Genomic DNA, 16,093 nt, shown 5'->3' with positions numbered 1-16,093 from the left:
AACAAATCTTCTGCGTTTCTTATACTAAAACCGACATTAATCTTGCAGTTTTTAATCTCAGCTAATAAAACTTTCAATTTCAGGACCAAAATCTTTAATTAAACGGTTCCACTCAATCATAGGCAATCGTACATCAAGCAACCAATTACCTTGTTCATCAAACCGCTCATTGTGTACTGCACTTAAATTAAATAGTGATGCTCTTAAACGCCCATATTGTGGTGCGAGTAATAACGTTTCATTAAGCATTTGCTTAGCGAGTAAATCGCTAATAGCTTCACTAAGTAATTCACAGCCTTCGCCAGTTTTTGCAGATAGCCATACCCTTATAGGTTGGCCCTCGTCATCACGATCAATACGTGGCGTTACCTCATCCAGCGCATCAATTTTGTTATAAACTAATAACTGCGGTACCTCGTCGGCTTCAATTTCTTTGAGGACTTCTTGTACCTGTTCAATATTTTCTTTTCGGCGAGGATCAGCTACATCTATCACATGCAGTTGTAAATCGGCTTCACGCGTCTCGGTCAGAGTTGCTTTAAATGCAGCTACCAAATCATGCGGTAAGTGTCGAATAAACCCTACAGTATCGGCTAAAATAACAGAACCAACATCACCAATATCGAGTTTACGCAGTGTTGGATCTAGTGTGGCGAATAACTGATCGGCTGCATATACATCTGAATCGGTAATATAATTAAACAGTGTTGATTTTCCGGCATTAGTGTAACCCACCAGCGACACTGTTGGAATTTCATTGCGCGTACGAGCACGTCGACCTTGCTCACGCTGTACAGCCACTTTCGCAAGTCGAGCACGAATATTTTTAATACGTGCGCGCAATAAACGTCGATCGGTTTCTAGCTGCGTTTCACCCGGACCACGTAAGCCTATCCCCCCTTTTTGGCGCTCAAGGTGGGTCCAACCACGAATTAAACGTGTAGACATGTGACGAAGCTGCGCCAACTCAACCTGAAGTTTACCTTCATGAGTACGGGCACGCTGAGCAAAAATATCAAGAATAAGTGTTGTTCTATCAAGTACCCGACATTGGCAAACACGCTCTAAATTGCGTTCTTGAGACGGACTCAACTGATGGTTAAAAATGACAACATCGGCATTGTGGATTTTGACAATTTCAGCTATTTCTTCCGCTTTGCCGGTACCGACAAATAGCTTGGGATGTGGTGCTTGACGGCTGCCTTGCACAACCGCCAAACTACTAACACCAGCAGAAGATACCAACATTTCTAATTCATGAAGATCTTCGCGATCCCCATCTTTAGGTAGGTCGATATGGACTAAAATTGCCTGTTCGCCAGATTCATAGCGGTCAAACAAGCATTACGCTCCTAATTTAAAAGTTTCCTGGTTCAGTTTCTTCAGTGTCTTCATTTCCCTGTACACCTTGGAAGTTGACTGCGCGTGCAGGTACAACTGTTGAAATTGCATGTTTATACACCATTTGATTAACAGTGTTTTCCAGTAAAATTACAAATTGGTCAAATGACTGAATTTTACCTTGTAATTTTATGCCATTTACCAAAAAAATTGATACTGGAATGCGCTCGCGGCGTAATGCATTTAAAAATGGGTCTTGTAACGATTGGCCTTTTGCCATGTTATTATTCCTTCGTTCTAGGTGTTATTATAATTAAGTGGCTGAACTAATTTAATAAAGCTAAATTTTGTCCAGCTACTACTAGCTTAGCGAACTTACTACACGATGCAAGTTTTCTTCATCACCGGTTGTTAACCACGTAACGTCAGGCCAACTTCTTAACCACGTTAATTGACGCTTAGCCAATTGACGAGTGGCAGCAATACCGCGAAAAACCATTTCATCATGGTCTATTTCACCCGCAAGGTAATCCCACATCTGTCTATAACCTACACAACGAATAGAAGGCATATTGGGATGTAAATCCTCACGTAGATATAGGGTCGAAACTTCTTTTTCAAACCCCTGTTCAATCATTATTTTAAACCTTTCTGCAATTCGCTGATGTAACTCTTTACGATCATCTGGAGCAATAGCAAATTGATGAAAAGTATAGGGTAAAGGTGGCTGTTTTTGCTTTTGCAATTCAGTCATTGTTTTACCTGTTATACGGTAAACCTCTAAAGCGCGATTAATTCGTTGTGAATCATTTTCACTCATCTTTTTCGCAGCTTGTGGATCTACTTTTAATAGCTCTTGATATAAATGTGGCCAACCGTACTGTTTCGCCTGTACTTCAAGCTCAGCTCTTATCTGCTCATCAGCCTCTGGTAGAGGGGATAATCCATCAATAAGGGCTTTAAAGTACATCATTGTACCTCCAACCAGTACAGGCACTTTACCTTGTTGATGAAATTTATCAATTTTTTCTATCGCATCGCGTCTAAAATCAGCTACTGAATAGGTTTCGCTTGGGTCGAGTAAATTAATTAGGTGATGGGGTGCACGTGCTAGTTCGTCGGCATCCGGTTTAGCGGTACCAATATCCATACCTTTATAAACCAGTGCCGAATCAACGCTGATAATTTCAGTATTTAAATGCTCACACAGTGAAATTGCCAATGCTGTTTTACCAGCAGCGGTGGGGCCCATTAAAAATATGACCGGTAAATTACTCAACACGAATACCCTAATTAAATTGCGCTAGATAAGACTTTAGATCTATTTTAACTGCTTTTTCACGTAAACGTTCAATTGTTTGCGCATTATTTTGTAAGCGAGTTTGCTGTACTGCAAAGGCTTTACTGGCATAGAACCGTGTAGGTATTACATTTACCTGCCACGCTAGCCACTGATCAATACTTTCTAACTGAGCTTTACACCCATCAAGTAAGGCATCTACCGCGGTACTCACGTCAAGTAAGTACAAGCAAACAGGCAGCTTCTTAACCATAACAAATTGTTTTTCAATTAAAAGTTCAAAGCCAAGCAAAGTAAACCATGATTGTTGCGTAGCCAGCAGTTCGATATCTTGTTTTGAGACATTGACCCGTACGGGTAATAACAATGCTTTGCCCTCAAGGCTGCCTTGCTCTTTAATTTGTGCAAGCCAATCATCCGCTAGCGCATATTTAAAGTGTGAACAATAAAGTTGGTTTTCATCATTAAACACACAAGCGCCCTGTTCAATGGTTATTATATCGACAGTACGAAGCGCTGTATCTGATACTTGAGTCTCATCTGATTGCACAAATGGTGCTGGATTATCAAAGTGATGTGCTTGCTGCTCACTCACACCTTGATAAAACGCATTTACGTCATGGTAATTTCGACTTTCAGCACGTTGTTGATTACCTGCACCTTGAGTTGCACCACTATAAGTTGTGCTATGCGCTGAAGATGACCGACTAGGCTGTAATGACGACTTAGGGTAATCAAACGGTTCACTACTGGTAGTAGTGTGTGCATTAAATGCAGCCACTGGTGGGCTATTATCATTAGCTTCACTGGAGCTTGAAAACTCAGCTTGCAGGGGCACAACAACTTGTTTTATCGCTTGCAAAATGAAGTCGTGTACTAAGCGCCCTTGATGAAAGCGCACCTCATGTTTAGCAGGATGTACGTTCACATCTACTTGACGTGGATCTATATCAATATAAATCACAAACCCGGGTAACTCTTGCTCACCGCTGACTTCTTCAAATGCTTGGCGAATAGCGTGCAAAATAAGTTTATCGCGCATCATACGATTATTTACATAGGTGTACTGTGTGGTATTGGCCGAGCCAACCGGCAGCACCCAGCCATGTAGTTGCAGCCCTGCTTCACCTGATTGAATATGCAGTCCCTGTTCTGCAAACGCTTTACCCGCAACTTGGGCAACTCGTGTAATCGCTTGAGCAGGATCGGTTTTAGCGCGATACTGCCGCACCACTTTTTCGTTATGGGTTAACGTAATTGATACGTCAAAGCGACTCAGCGCAATCCGCTTTATAAGCTCATCAATATGGCTAAACTCAGTTTTTTCGGTACGTAAAAACTTACGCCGTGCTGGGGTATTAAAAAATAAATCTTTTACTTCAATTGTGGTACCGCTGGGATGTGCCACAGGCTTTACCTCTACGGCCATATCTCTGCCTTGTGCAAAGGCTTGCCAAGCGGCTTCTTGCTGTTCGGGCTTAGAGCTTAAGGTTAAGCGAGATACCGAGCTAATAGACGCGAGAGCTTCGCCTCTAAAGCCTAAAGAGCAAATATTTTCTAAGTCATCGAGCGACTTTAGTTTACTGGTAGCATGGCGAGAAAGCGCTAATGTGAGCTCCTCTTTTGCAATGCCTGAACCATTATCACGAATTCGAATCAGCTTATGACCACCGCGTTCAATATCTATTTGAATACGTGTCGCACCTGCATCTAGGCTATTTTCTACTAACTCTTTAACCACCGACGCGGGACGCTCAACAACTTCACCCGCCGCAATTTGGTTTGCCAAGCGCGCAGGTAATATTTCAATACTCATAAAAACCTTAAATGTTGTGCGCTTTTAAAATTAACTCTGAGGAATATCAAGTTCCTGGCCAATAAATAGCGTATTTGAACTGAGCTTATTAACCTGTTTTATTTTACTGATACTAACGCCATATCGACCAGCCAACATACTCAGTGACTCCCCCGGACGTACCTTGTGCTTTGTTGGGTATTGAGACTTTAATGACGCAAACAGTGAGTCGTCAGGCGGGTTGCGTAAATAGTAATTTTTAATTGAGGTAAACATCGCTTTCGCCAAACGCTCTTGGTGATTGGCGCTTTTTAGTAGTCGTTCTTCACGGGGATTAGAGATAAACCCAGTTTCAACCAAAATAGACGGAATATCTGGCGACTTCAATACTGCAAGGCTGGCATGTTGCGGTGCCTTTTTGTGCATTTTTGCTACTTTTTTTAATTCTTTTATCACTTCATCTGCAACACTTAGCCCTGTTTTCATGGAATGATCCATCGACATATCAAGCAAGGCTTGTGCTAAGTACTTTTCATTTGCAGCATCTTTAATTACATCGGCAGCACCGCCAAGTAACTCTGAGTGTTTTTCTTTATCCTCAATCCATTTACCTATTTCTGAGTTGGCGCGTCGCAGCGACAACACCCATACAGAAGCACCATTGGGTCCCGGACTGGTAAACGCATCTGCATGAATAGAGACAAAAAAATCGGCTTTTTTCTGGCGAGCGCGATTAGTTCGTGTATTAAGTTTAACAAAGTAATCGCCACTGCGAACCATACGCGAAATCATACCGCGCTCAGCATCAATCATGCGCTCTAAACGCTTGGCAATTTGCAAAGTGATGTCTTTTTCGTAAGTACCTGATGGGCCAATGGAGCCTGGGTCTTCACCACCATGACCTGCATCAATGGCAATTACAATGTCGCGTTCTTGGCTTAACTGGCGTTTTTTAGCCGCTGTTTGTGCCGGACTAACCGCCCCTTTTGATTGACTTTTGTCGTATAAGTCGACCACCAACCTGTTTTTATAAGGGCCTGTGGGGGCAAGTGCAAATATAACCGGTTTAACTGGCCCATTTAATTCAAACACTAAACGCACGCTGCGTTTATTTTTAGGTTTTGAATAACGTAACTTGCTAACAATTTGGTGTTTTGGTGGCACACCTGGCAATGTTTTTAATTCATCAGTGTTTTCTAAATCAACCACTAAACGACTTGGGTTTTTTAGCATAAAGTAACTGAAGTCGGGTTTATCATCGAGATCAAACACCACCCGAGTGCTATCAGGTGATGGCCAGACACGCACACTATTAATAGTGTTTTGCGCCCACAATGGCAAGCTCACTGTAAAAACCATGAGGTAAATAAAAAGTTTAACTAAACCACGACTCATTTTGATAATCACTGCCTTAACTATTTTATTATCTATTATTTAGTTTTTTGACAATTGCTACACCACGCTCACTCGCACTGTTAATAACAATTTTACGCTCATCACCTACATAACTTAGCGTAGCATTTAGATCGGGAACAGGAATAAATTCTCCGCCTTTTTCCGGCCACTCAACTATACAAGTTGCAGTTTCTGAAAAATAATCGCGAATCCCCATAAATTCAAGCTCTTCTGGGTCACCTAATCGATATAAGTCAAAATGATAAACATTGCCACGTACAAGCTCGTAGGGTTCAACAAGTGTATAGGTGGGACTTTTAACCTTACCTGTATGACCAAAACCTTGCACTATACCGCGAGTAAATGTCGTTTTACCGGCCCCTAAGTCACCATGCAAATAAATAACTGCGCCCTGCTCTATTATGGCAGCTAATTTATTACCCATAGCAACAGTGGCATTTTCATCGACTAAATGAAAATTAAAACTACACGACATGATTACCTCAAAATTTACGAAAAGCGCATATTTGTTAATCATACCAGATTATTTATTTAAGGTGATACTGCCTCTTTTTTAAAGATAAAAAAACCGGCTTAAGCCGGTTTTTAATTAGCATGGACTTTACAGTCCTAATTTCTTCTCAAGGTAGTGGATATTTGTACCACCATTTTTGAAGTTTTCATCTGCAAGAATACGTTTATGCAGTGGCGTATTGGTTTTAATACCATCGATAACGAGTTCATTAAGCGCATTACGTGCTCGGGCGATAGCGACATCACGGTTTTCACCGTAAGTGATCAGCTTACCAATCATAGAATCGTAATGTGGAGGAACGGTGTAGTCAGCGTAAATATGACTGTCCCAACGAATACCTAAACCACCAGCTGGGTGAAAACGGGTGATCTTACCTGGCGATGGAATAAAGGTTTCTGGGTCTTCAGCATTAATACGACACTCAATAGCATGACCACGAATAACCACATCTTCTTGAGTGAATGACAAAGGCTGACCAGCGGCAATTTTTAACTGCTCTTTGATTAAATCAACACCGGTAACCATTTCAGTTACAGGGTGCTCAACCTGAATACGGGTATTCATTTCAATGAAGTAAAATTCACCGTTCTCGTATAAAAACTCAAACGTACCCGCACCACGATAACCAATTTCAATACATGCGCGAGTACAACGCTCACCAATGAACTTACGTACTTCTGCAGTAATCCCTGGTGCTGGTGCTTCTTCAACTACTTTTTGGTGACGACGCTGCATTGAACAATCACGCTCACCTAAGTGAACCGCATTGCCTTGACCGTCGGCCAATACTTGTACTTCAATGTGACGTGGGTTTTCAAGGAATTTCTCCATGTAAACCATGCTGTTGCCAAAGAACTGCTTTGCTTCTTGTTGCGTAAGCGAAATTGAATTGATTAACTCAGCTTCGTTGCGAACAACACGCATACCGCGGCCACCGCCGCCGCCAGCTGCTTTAATAATTACTGGGTAACCAATACGCTTAGCAATTTGCATGTTGCGTTCTTTATCATCCGATACCGGACCATCAGAGCCAGGTACACAAGGAACACCCGCTTTACGCATCGCTTCGATTGCCGATACTTTATCGCCCATTAGACGAATAGTATCGCCACGAGGACCGATAAATACAAAGCCACTTTGCTCAACTTGGTCGGCAAAGTCTGCATTTTCAGCAAGAAAACCATAACCTGGGTGTATAGCGACCGCATCAGTAATTTCTGCTGCGGCAATAATGCGTGGAATGTCTAAGTAACTTTCAGTTGCTGCTGGTTTACCAATACAGATGGTTTCATCTGCTAGTAATACGTGCTTAAGATCGCGATCCGCCGTTGAATGCACAGCAACCGTTTTGATCCCAAGCTCTTTGCAGGCGCGCAATATACGAAGTGCAATTTCACCTCGGTTTGCAATGACTACTTTATCTAACATGAGAGTTGGCCTTTTACGTTGCGCTATTATTCAATGATGAATAAAGGTTGATCAAATTCTACTGGCTCGCCGTTTTCTACTAAGATAGCTTTTACTGTACCGGCTTTATCTGACTCAATTTGGTTCATCATTTTCATTGCTTCAACGATACATAGCGTGTCGCCAACTTTAACCTGAGAACCCACTTCAACATATGCAGGTGCTTCTGGAGAAGCTGCTGCGTAAAAAGAACCTACCATAGGTGATTTAACTTGATGACCTGTAGGGCCTGCAGGTGCTTCAGACTCTACGGCTGCAGGTGCTGATGGTGCAGTCGCTGCTGGAGCAGGTGCTGCTGGGGCGTATTGCTGAGGTGCGAATTGCGCGTACGCAGGACCGGCACTCATGTTATTACGGTTAATACGTACTGATTCTTCACCTTCAGTGATTTCTAGTTCTGCAATACCTGATTCTTCTACTAATTCAATTAGTTTTTTGATCTTGCGAATATCCATAAACGACCCGCCTATTAGTTTGTTAGTTTAAATTTAGTTTGAGTTTTGCAATCGGCTGACTGCTGCATTTAAAGCAGCGTGATAACCCATTGCACCTAATCCACAAATAACGCCTTGCGCCACATCAGAAAAATAAGAATGATGGCGAAACGTTTCACGTGCATGCACATTACTTAAGTGCACTTCAAAAAACGGAATATCAACGCTTAGCAATGCATCACGTAATGCGACGCTTGTGTGCGTAAATGCTGCAGGGTTAATTATTATGTAATCAACCGCTTGCCAAGCATCATGAATGCGTTCAATGAGCGCTTGTTCACTATTACTTTGAAAATGCGTTAACTCCACACCTAAACTATTAGCAGCGCTGTTTAACTCGCTCACAATATGCTCTAAAGAATGCGAACCGTACTTATCAGGTTCACGCTTTCCTAGCATGTTTAAATTTGGGCCATTTATAACTAAAATCTTTAATTTTGCAGCCATAATACGCGATATATCCTATAAGTAATGAGTTAAGCGGTTACCAACTAGTTTTTCTCTAAAAAGTAAGCAGAAAAAAGTAAGATAGCAACAATTTCTCACGTTAACCAACTATTATAGTGATTTCGAAGTAAATAGCAGCAAAATACTGGTCTAATCTCTATTTCGGGGACTATCTTAAGGGGAGAATAGTGGCACAACATTACCAATCATGTTGTGCCATAAAGAATGGTTATTCAGCGCTGGCACGCACTGCAGCTAGGTGCTTAGCAAAATCATCTGCATTTAAAAAGCCAGTTACACGTTGTGTACTTAACTCTTCACCTTGAGTATTGAAGAATAAAATACTCGGTAAACCAAACACTGAATATGCTTCCATTAGCTCAATTGTTTCATTATCGCTTTGGGTTAAGTCAATTTGAATCAGTTGATAATGGCTAAACTCACTTTGCACTTGCGGGTCAGGAAATGTGTAATGCTCAAACTCTTTACACGCTACACACCAGTCAGCGTATAAGTCCACCATTACCATACGACCCTCACTATTTGCGTGTGAAACTGCTTGCTTCAACTCGGCTAAGTTAGCAACGTGCTTAAACTCATTGCTTTGCGTGGTTGTTTGCAAGCTCACGTTTTGTGTTGGCCAAAAATAATTTTTGGTTAAATTAAAGCCCGTAAGCACTAATAAAACAGCAATAACCCACAATAAGGTTTTTAATTTACCTTGTGCTTGGGCGCTTTGCCAATGATGAAAATAAAGCGCTGTGGCGATAGCTAATAGACCTGCTAATAGTAAAATTATCTCGATATCGATAATTCGCTCTAACAAAATAAGTGGCACAACTAACATAATAAAACCAAATAAGGTTTTAACTTGTTCCATCCATCCGCCAGCTTTCGGTAATAACTTACCTCCCGATGTACCAAGGAGTAACAACGGTAAACCCATTCCTAGGCTAAGTACATAAAGCGTTAGTCCACCCACTAAGTAATCGCCGCTTTGTGCCACAAATAATAATGCGGCTGATAAAGGCGCAGTGGTACAAGGTGATGCAATAAGCCCTGATAAAACCCCCATCAGGAATACCCCAATGTAGTTACCGCCTTTTTGGTTGTTACTCACTTGGGTTAGCTTGTTCATCATGCCGCTAGGTAACTTTATTTCGTACCAACCGAACATCGACATAGCCAACAACACAAACAATAAGCTAAAACTTATCAATACATATGGGTGCTGTAAGTAACCTTGTACTTGGCCGCCTAATGCAGCAACCACTAACCCCAATGCGGCATAGGTAACCGCCATACCTTGAATATAAACAAATGATAGGGCAAATGCTTTTTTGGTAGACAGGTTCTTTTGACCCGCAATTAAGCTAGATAAAATAGGAAACATCGGAAATACACACGGTGTAAATGCCAAACCTACGCCCACAGCAAAAAATATAGCTAAATTAACCATTAAGCTTTGGCTGGCTAACTGCTCTGTAAAGGTGAGCTCTTTCTCGGGTGTTGCTGTAGTAACAGGTTTTTCTACAGGTTGGCTAAGTGCCGTAAATGCACTACTTGCTGCTGTATTTTCATTAGTATTAGTTTCACTTGCCAGTACACTTAATGGAATGCTGATGATTTCAGGTGGATAACACAGCCCTGCTTTTGCACAGCCCTGATAACGCACCTTAACAACGCCATCTTCACTCACATTACTCAGCTTGCTGATAATACTGAGAGAATTAAAAAACACTTCAGTTTTACCAAAAAACTCATCTTCAATAACTTCACCAGAGCCCAACTCAGGCACGTCAATGCTGGCACCTTTGGCAATAATTTCTATTTTATCTTTATATAAATAATAGTCATCAGCGATATCCCAACCAACAAATAACGTGCTGCCTTGCTGGTCAAAATCAAATACAAACGCTTCATTGACCGGTAAAAATGTATGCTGAGTAGGTTTGAGAAAATCATCAAGGGTATTTTGTGCCGCCCAAGCAGGCGCCATTAAAACACTTAATAAAAAAAATAAAATAAAGCGCATTAATGAAGCACCTCATCCATCCAATTAAAGTAAGCCAAGTTACCCGTTGCCACATCAACAACTTGTATTTCTGGTACTTCGTAGCTGTGAAGATCTTTTAAGGTTAAAAATACATCGTTCATTTTGTCAGCCTTTGTTTTAATTAGTAGCTTTACTTCAGTTGCCTCGGCTACTTCACCTTCCCATATGTAAATAGAACTCATGGCCGGTAAAATATTTACACAAGCGGCTAGTTTCTTTTCTATTAGCGCCATAGCTAATAAACGGGCTTCATCGTTATCTTTGCAAGTGGTAAAAATAAGTTTAAATTGCGTTGTCATAGTGAACCTTTACTTGTTTACGGGGGTCTAGCCCCATAGTAGCTGATAGCGGGTGTAATGTGTAGACACGAACTCTGTCTACATTTTGGGTCTTTGCAGTAAATTGATTTAGACCCGCCACCTGCAACTTTACTTACATTAAAGTTTATTACTTACTCTTATTAGCTTGAAAATAGACCCGACAACCCTCACTTATATTTCATTAGCACCTTAATAAGTGTCATTTTTTTAGAGAGTCTTATGTTTAGAATTTTATTTTTGCTGTTTATCATCATCCCAATTATTGAAATTGCCTTACTAATTCAGGTTAGTGACGTGATAGGTGGCTTCGCAACAATCGCTTTAGTGGTACTAACCGCGATTGTGGGTGCGAAAATGGTGAAACAGCAAGGAATGGGCGCACTACAAAACGTACAAGTGCAAATGGCTCAAGGGCAAATGCCGGCTAAAGAGTTGTTTACGGGTATTTGTGTGATTATTGCTGGTGTACTTTTATTAACACCCGGCATTATGACGGATGTATTTGGCCTACTACTTCTTACTCCAGCTATTCGCAATAAATTAGCCGCAGGGCTTGCCAGCCAAGCAACGGTGAGAATGAGCGCTAGTATGCATCAAACAGGTACTTCAGGATTTTCACAACCTCATCAATCAATGCATCATGAGCAAGATGAAAACCGTCCCAATACTATAGATGGTGAATACGAGCGAAAAGATTAAAAATTTATCATTTTTTCTCTTGGAATTTTTCACTCTACCCCCATTAATGAAAGCAAATTAGATACACTTTTTTCTGTACTGTTCAGAAACTGTTAGGAGAACTAAAAACATGAACATTCGTCCTTTACAAGATCGCGTAATCATCAAGCGTCTAGAAGAAGAAACCAAGTCTGCTGGCGGTATTGTATTAACTGGCTCTGCAGCTGAAAAATCAACTCGTGGAGAAGTTGTTGCCGTAGGTAATGGTCGCGTTTTAGAAAACGGTGACGTTCGCGCGTTAGAAGTGAAAGCCGGTGACACTGTGTTATTTGGCTCATATGTTGAAAAAACTGAAAAGATCGAAGGTCAAGAATACCTGATCATGCGTGAAGATAATATTTTAGGCATTGTAGGCTAAACCTACTTTTCGTTTAACACACATTTTAAGAATTTAGAGGAAATTAAACATGGCAGCAAAAGAAGTACTGTTTGCAGGCGACGCACGTGCAAAAATGCTAACTGGCGTAAACATTTTAGCAAACGCAGTAAAAGTAACATTGGGCCCTAAAGGTCGTAACGTTGTACTAGACAAATCATTTGGCTCCCCAGTAATCACTAAAGATGGTGTATCTGTAGCTAAAGAAATCGAACTTGAAGACAAGTTTGAAAACATGGGCGCACAAATGGTTAAAGAAGTAGCGTCTAAAGCAAATGATGCTGCTGGTGACGGTACCACTACCGCAACCGTGCTTGCTCAATCTATTGTTAACGAAGGTCTTAAAGCGGTTGCTGCGGGTATGAACCCAATGGATCTTAAGCGCGGTATTGATAAAGCAATCATTGCTGCAACAGCAGAACTTAAAGCTCTTTCTGTTCCATGTTCTGATACTAAAGCAATTGCACAAGTAGGTACTATTTCAGCTAACTCTGATAAAGAGATTGGTGAAATCATTGCTGATGCAATGGAAAAAGTAGGCCGTAATACTGGTGTTATCACGGTTGAAGAAGGTCAATCACTTGAAAACGAACTAGATGTTGTAGAAGGCATGCAGTTTGACCGTGGTTACTTATCTCCATACTTCATCAACAACGCTGAAAAAGGCGCAGTTGAATTAGATAACCCATTTATCTTACTTGTAGATAAAAAAATATCTAACATCCGTGAATTATTACCAACATTAGAAGCGGTTGCAAAAGCAAGCAAGCCTCTACTAATCATCGCAGAAGACCTTGAAGGTGAAGCGTTAGCGACACTAGTAGTGAATAACATGCGTGGTATTGTAAAAGTATCAGCGGTTAAAGCACCTGGCTTTGGCGATCGTCGTAAAGCAATGCTACAGGATATCGCGGTATTAACTGGCGGTACTGTAATTTCTGAAGAAATCGGCCTTGAACTTGAAAAAGCAACAGTTGAAGACTTAGGTACAGCTAAGCGCGTAGTAATCACTAAAGATGATACAACAATCATTGATGGTGCTGGTGAAGAAGACGGTATCAACGGTCGTGTTGCTCAAATCAAAACACAAATTGAAGAAGCGACTTCAGACTACGATAAAGAAAAGCTACAAGAGCGCATGGCTAAGTTAGCTGGCGGTGTTGCTGTAATCAAAGTAGGTGCCGCTACTGAAATTGAAATGAAAGAGAAAAAAGACCGTGTTGAAGATGCATTACATGCAACTCGCGCAGCGGTTGAAGAAGGTGTAGTACCAGGTGGTGGTGTTGCATTAGTACGTGCTGCTAGCAAGCTAGTTGAGCTACTTGGCGACAATGAAGACCAAAACCACGGTATTAAAGTGGCACTTCGTGCGATGGAAGCACCACTTCGTCAAATCGTTACAAACGCAGGCGATGAAGCATCAGTTGTTATTAACGCAGTTAAAGGCGGAGAAGGTAACTACGGTTACAATGCAGCCACTGGCGAATACAGCGACATGATTGAAATGGGTATCCTAGATCCAACGAAAGTAACGCGCTCTGCATTACAATTTGCAGGATCGATTGCTGGTCTAATGATCACTACAGAGGCTATGGTTGCTGAAATTCCTAAAGAAGAAGCAGCTGGTGCACCTGATATGGGTGGCATGGGCGGCATGGGTGGAATGGGCGGCATGATGTAATCATCCCCTAAACACTTAGCTCAAATAAAAACCCAGCTTCGGCTGGGTTTTTAGCAATAGAGATAAAATAAATTCACTAAACAACAATAAAATTAACTCAGTGTATTCCAATGCAACTGAGTTCCTGCAAGCTATACCAGAGTAAATTTTATTTAACATGATTAAGGATATTAAGTTGAATACAAAACCTGAAATTATCATTTCATCGCTGGATGCAGATAGGTTGTATGCACTGATGGAGTCGTTGCCTGCAAACAGCTTTGCGGGTGAAAAAGAACTTGAAGCAGAACTTGGTAGAGCTAACATAGTGGAGCCACACGAAGTTCCCGCAACCGTGGTAACCATGAATTCAACTGTGAACTTTGTTGTTGAATCTACAGGCGAAGAGTTTACTTTAACGCTTGTTTACCCAAAAAATATTGATTCAATTGGCGACAAAATATCAATCTTAGCCCCTGTAGGTAGTGCATTACTTGGCCTTTCACAAGGAGATCAAATTGAATGGCCAAAGCCTGGCGGTGGATTAGTAACAGTAACCATCAAAGAAGTTACTTATCAGCCTGAAAGAGCTGGTGAGCTTCACAGATAGTAGCCAAAACAAGCAGCGAAGACATTAGCTAGCACAGCCAGTCACTGCTGCTTTTACTATTTATGATTGATCAGTGCTCTTACATGCGCAAATAAGTCACTGGCTAACATTCCTCTTTGCCCTGATTGTTCACAGGCTCTATCACCCGCCTTTGCATGTAACACAACGCCATAACATGCTGCCTCACTGGTATTTAACCCTTGAGCCATTAACGCCCCAACTATACCACTAAGCACATCACCACTTCCTCCTACAGCCAAACCAGGGTTACCATTTTCACATATCCAAGTATGCTCGGTATTATCGATTAGCGTACCTGCGCCCTTTAAAATAGAGGTCGCTGCGAAGTTGGTCGCACATTGTCGAGCATAATAAAAACGATCAGACTCAACCTCAGAGGTAGTTAAGTTTAATAACCGTGCAGCCTCTGCAGGATGAGGCGTTAGCACGGTATTATTTAATTTATGAGAAGATGATTGCTTAGCTAATAAGTTTAAGGCGTCTGCATCAATAACAGTAGGGATATTGTTTTGCTGGCAATAACGGATTGCCTGCTCAAAGGTTTTTTGGGCCCATTCATCTTGGCCTAAACCTGGACCGATAACTACACACGTTGACCATGCTAGGGCATCATCCAAGTGTTCACTAGTTACCATAAGCTCTGGTCGCCCGATGCTCACAGGTAAAACGGCATGTTCATGGGTATACACTTTTACCATTCCAGCACCAGACCTTAATCCACTTTCAGCACTTAATCTAATAGCTCCTGCAGAGCCGTGGTTTCCTCCTATACATAATAACTTTCCATGACTACCTTTATGGCTACTCACTGAGCGCTCAGGCAAAGGTTTAAAGCTGTCTATATTGATAATCTGAGCAGAAGGGGTGGCTAATTTCATAAATTGCTCCCCAATACCTAACTCATCGAAATACAACTGCCCGGCATGCTGCTTTCCTTTAGCCGTGGTGAGTCCTTGCTTTATCCCAACTAATGTCATTGTTTTGGTGGCCATAATGGCTGTTCCTTGAGGACAGCCTGTATCTGCATTAATACCTGACGGCACATCAATACTCAGTATAGGTTTAGTGCTTTCATTTACCGCTTTAATAATAGTAGCAACATTATCGCGTACCGTATTCTCAAGACCAGTACCGAGTAATGCATCAATTATCACATCACACTCATCGAGTGCATCAGCGCTAAAGTTACAAATTTCACCACCGGAATCAATCCATTGCTTTTGTGCTTTTGCTGCATCTCCGGATAAGGCTTTATTCGGATTAATCGCGCAAACAACTACATGCCGATCTGCTTGTTTGATTAACCGAGCTACCTCATAACCATCTCCAGCATTATTTCCATTACCTGTAATAACTAACGTTTGTTTTGCATTAAAGGTTTTCCAACAGCAAAAAACAGCCTCCGCGGCACGCTGCATCAGCGTGTAAAGGTCTGCGCCGGTAGCATGGACTGCTTGTTCTTCATACCCTTTTATTTGTTTTGACAAATAGGTCAATTGCTCGCACTTAGGTGGCGTTAGTAGTAATGACATAAACAG

At 41.5% G+C, this 16,093-nt stretch carries 16 protein-coding genes; 4 read left to right on the top strand and 12 right to left on the bottom strand.

Annotated features, from left to right (window positions below):
- Positions 1-57: 57 nt before the first annotated feature.
- The 11 genes from hflX to cutA form a co-directional block, all read right to left on the bottom strand.
- Entirely contained in the window at positions 58-1,341 is a 1,284-nt protein-coding gene (hflX, locus tag PUND_RS03670; protein WP_010391685.1) for a ribosome rescue GTPase HflX, read from the bottom strand.
- 16 nt (positions 1,342-1,357) lie between these two features.
- Positions 1,358-1,621 (bottom strand): RNA chaperone Hfq, encoded by a 264-nt coding sequence (gene hfq / locus PUND_RS03665; RefSeq protein ID WP_008113494.1) that lies wholly within the window; start codon positions 1,619-1,621, stop codon positions 1,358-1,360.
- Positions 1,622-1,702: 81 nt separating this feature from the next.
- Positions 1,703-2,620 (bottom strand): tRNA (adenosine(37)-N6)-dimethylallyltransferase MiaA, encoded by a 918-nt coding sequence (gene miaA, locus PUND_RS03660; RefSeq protein ID WP_010391684.1) that lies wholly within the window; start codon positions 2,618-2,620, stop codon positions 1,703-1,705.
- Between the two features lie 10 nt (positions 2,621-2,630).
- Complete coding sequence (gene mutL / locus PUND_RS03655) at positions 2,631-4,457, bottom strand: DNA mismatch repair endonuclease MutL (RefSeq protein WP_010391683.1); 1,827 nt, start codon at positions 4,455-4,457, stop codon at positions 2,631-2,633.
- 30 nt (positions 4,458-4,487) lie between these two features.
- Positions 4,488-5,831, bottom strand: a complete 1,344-nt coding sequence (locus PUND_RS03650) for an N-acetylmuramoyl-L-alanine amidase (protein ID WP_010391681.1) — start codon at positions 5,829-5,831, stop codon at positions 4,488-4,490.
- Positions 5,832-5,859: 28 nt separating this feature from the next.
- Positions 5,860-6,327, bottom strand: coding sequence for a tRNA (adenosine(37)-N6)-threonylcarbamoyltransferase complex ATPase subunit type 1 TsaE (gene tsaE / locus PUND_RS03645; RefSeq protein ID WP_021033095.1), 468 nt, complete (start codon positions 6,325-6,327; stop codon positions 5,860-5,862).
- A gap of 126 nt (positions 6,328-6,453) precedes the next feature.
- Positions 6,454-7,794 carry an acetyl-CoA carboxylase biotin carboxylase subunit gene (gene accC, locus PUND_RS03640; protein WP_010391679.1) on the bottom strand — a complete coding sequence of 447 codons (1,341 nt, stop codon included), beginning with the start codon at positions 7,792-7,794 and terminating at the stop codon, positions 6,454-6,456.
- 26 nt (positions 7,795-7,820) lie between these two features.
- Positions 7,821-8,288 (bottom strand): acetyl-CoA carboxylase biotin carboxyl carrier protein, encoded by a 468-nt coding sequence (accB, locus tag PUND_RS03635; RefSeq protein WP_010391678.1) that lies wholly within the window; start codon positions 8,286-8,288, stop codon positions 7,821-7,823.
- 33 nt (positions 8,289-8,321) lie between these two features.
- Positions 8,322-8,774 (bottom strand): type II 3-dehydroquinate dehydratase, encoded by a 453-nt coding sequence (aroQ, locus tag PUND_RS03630; protein WP_010391676.1) that lies wholly within the window; start codon positions 8,772-8,774, stop codon positions 8,322-8,324.
- 229 nt (positions 8,775-9,003) lie between these two features.
- A complete protein-coding gene (locus tag PUND_RS03625; RefSeq protein ID WP_010391674.1) occupies positions 9,004-10,809 on the bottom strand; it encodes a protein-disulfide reductase DsbD in 1,806 nt (601 codons plus the stop codon).
- A complete protein-coding gene (gene cutA / locus PUND_RS03620) occupies positions 10,809-11,129 on the bottom strand; it encodes a divalent-cation tolerance protein CutA (RefSeq protein WP_010391672.1) in 321 nt (106 codons plus the stop codon). Before cutA ends, PUND_RS03625 begins: the two co-directional genes overlap by 1 nt.
- Positions 11,130-11,369: 240 nt before the next feature.
- On the opposite strand from cutA, the gene PUND_RS03615 reads away from it, so the two are divergent.
- From PUND_RS03615 to rnk, 4 genes are all read left to right on the top strand, one after another.
- Positions 11,370-11,849, top strand: coding sequence for an FxsA family protein (locus tag PUND_RS03615; RefSeq protein ID WP_010391671.1), 480 nt, complete (start codon positions 11,370-11,372; stop codon positions 11,847-11,849).
- A gap of 109 nt (positions 11,850-11,958) precedes the next feature.
- Positions 11,959-12,246, top strand: coding sequence for a co-chaperone GroES (locus tag PUND_RS03610; protein ID WP_008113511.1), 288 nt, complete (start codon positions 11,959-11,961; stop codon positions 12,244-12,246).
- A gap of 49 nt (positions 12,247-12,295) precedes the next feature.
- Positions 12,296-13,945 carry a chaperonin GroEL gene (gene groL, locus PUND_RS03605; RefSeq protein WP_010391670.1) on the top strand — a complete coding sequence of 550 codons (1,650 nt, stop codon included), beginning with the start codon at positions 12,296-12,298 and terminating at the stop codon, positions 13,943-13,945.
- Positions 13,946-14,120: 175 nt separating this feature from the next.
- Positions 14,121-14,534, top strand: coding sequence for a nucleoside diphosphate kinase regulator (gene rnk, locus PUND_RS03600; protein WP_010391669.1), 414 nt, complete (start codon positions 14,121-14,123; stop codon positions 14,532-14,534).
- 56 nt (positions 14,535-14,590) lie between these two features.
- Here the strand turns inward: rnk and PUND_RS03595 are convergent, their stop codons facing one another.
- Positions 14,591-16,087, bottom strand: a complete 1,497-nt coding sequence (locus tag PUND_RS03595) for a bifunctional ADP-dependent NAD(P)H-hydrate dehydratase/NAD(P)H-hydrate epimerase (protein WP_010391668.1) — start codon at positions 16,085-16,087, stop codon at positions 14,591-14,593.
- Between the last annotated feature and the right edge of the window lie 6 nt (positions 16,088-16,093).

The sequence above is a fragment of the Pseudoalteromonas undina genome, assembly GCF_000238275.3.
In the GTDB taxonomy this organism is placed as follows: Bacteria; Pseudomonadota; Gammaproteobacteria; order Enterobacterales; family Alteromonadaceae; genus Pseudoalteromonas; species Pseudoalteromonas undina.
The sequence above is the reverse complement of the archived record's forward strand: the minus strand, read 5'-3'. Positions and strand labels throughout refer to the sequence as shown.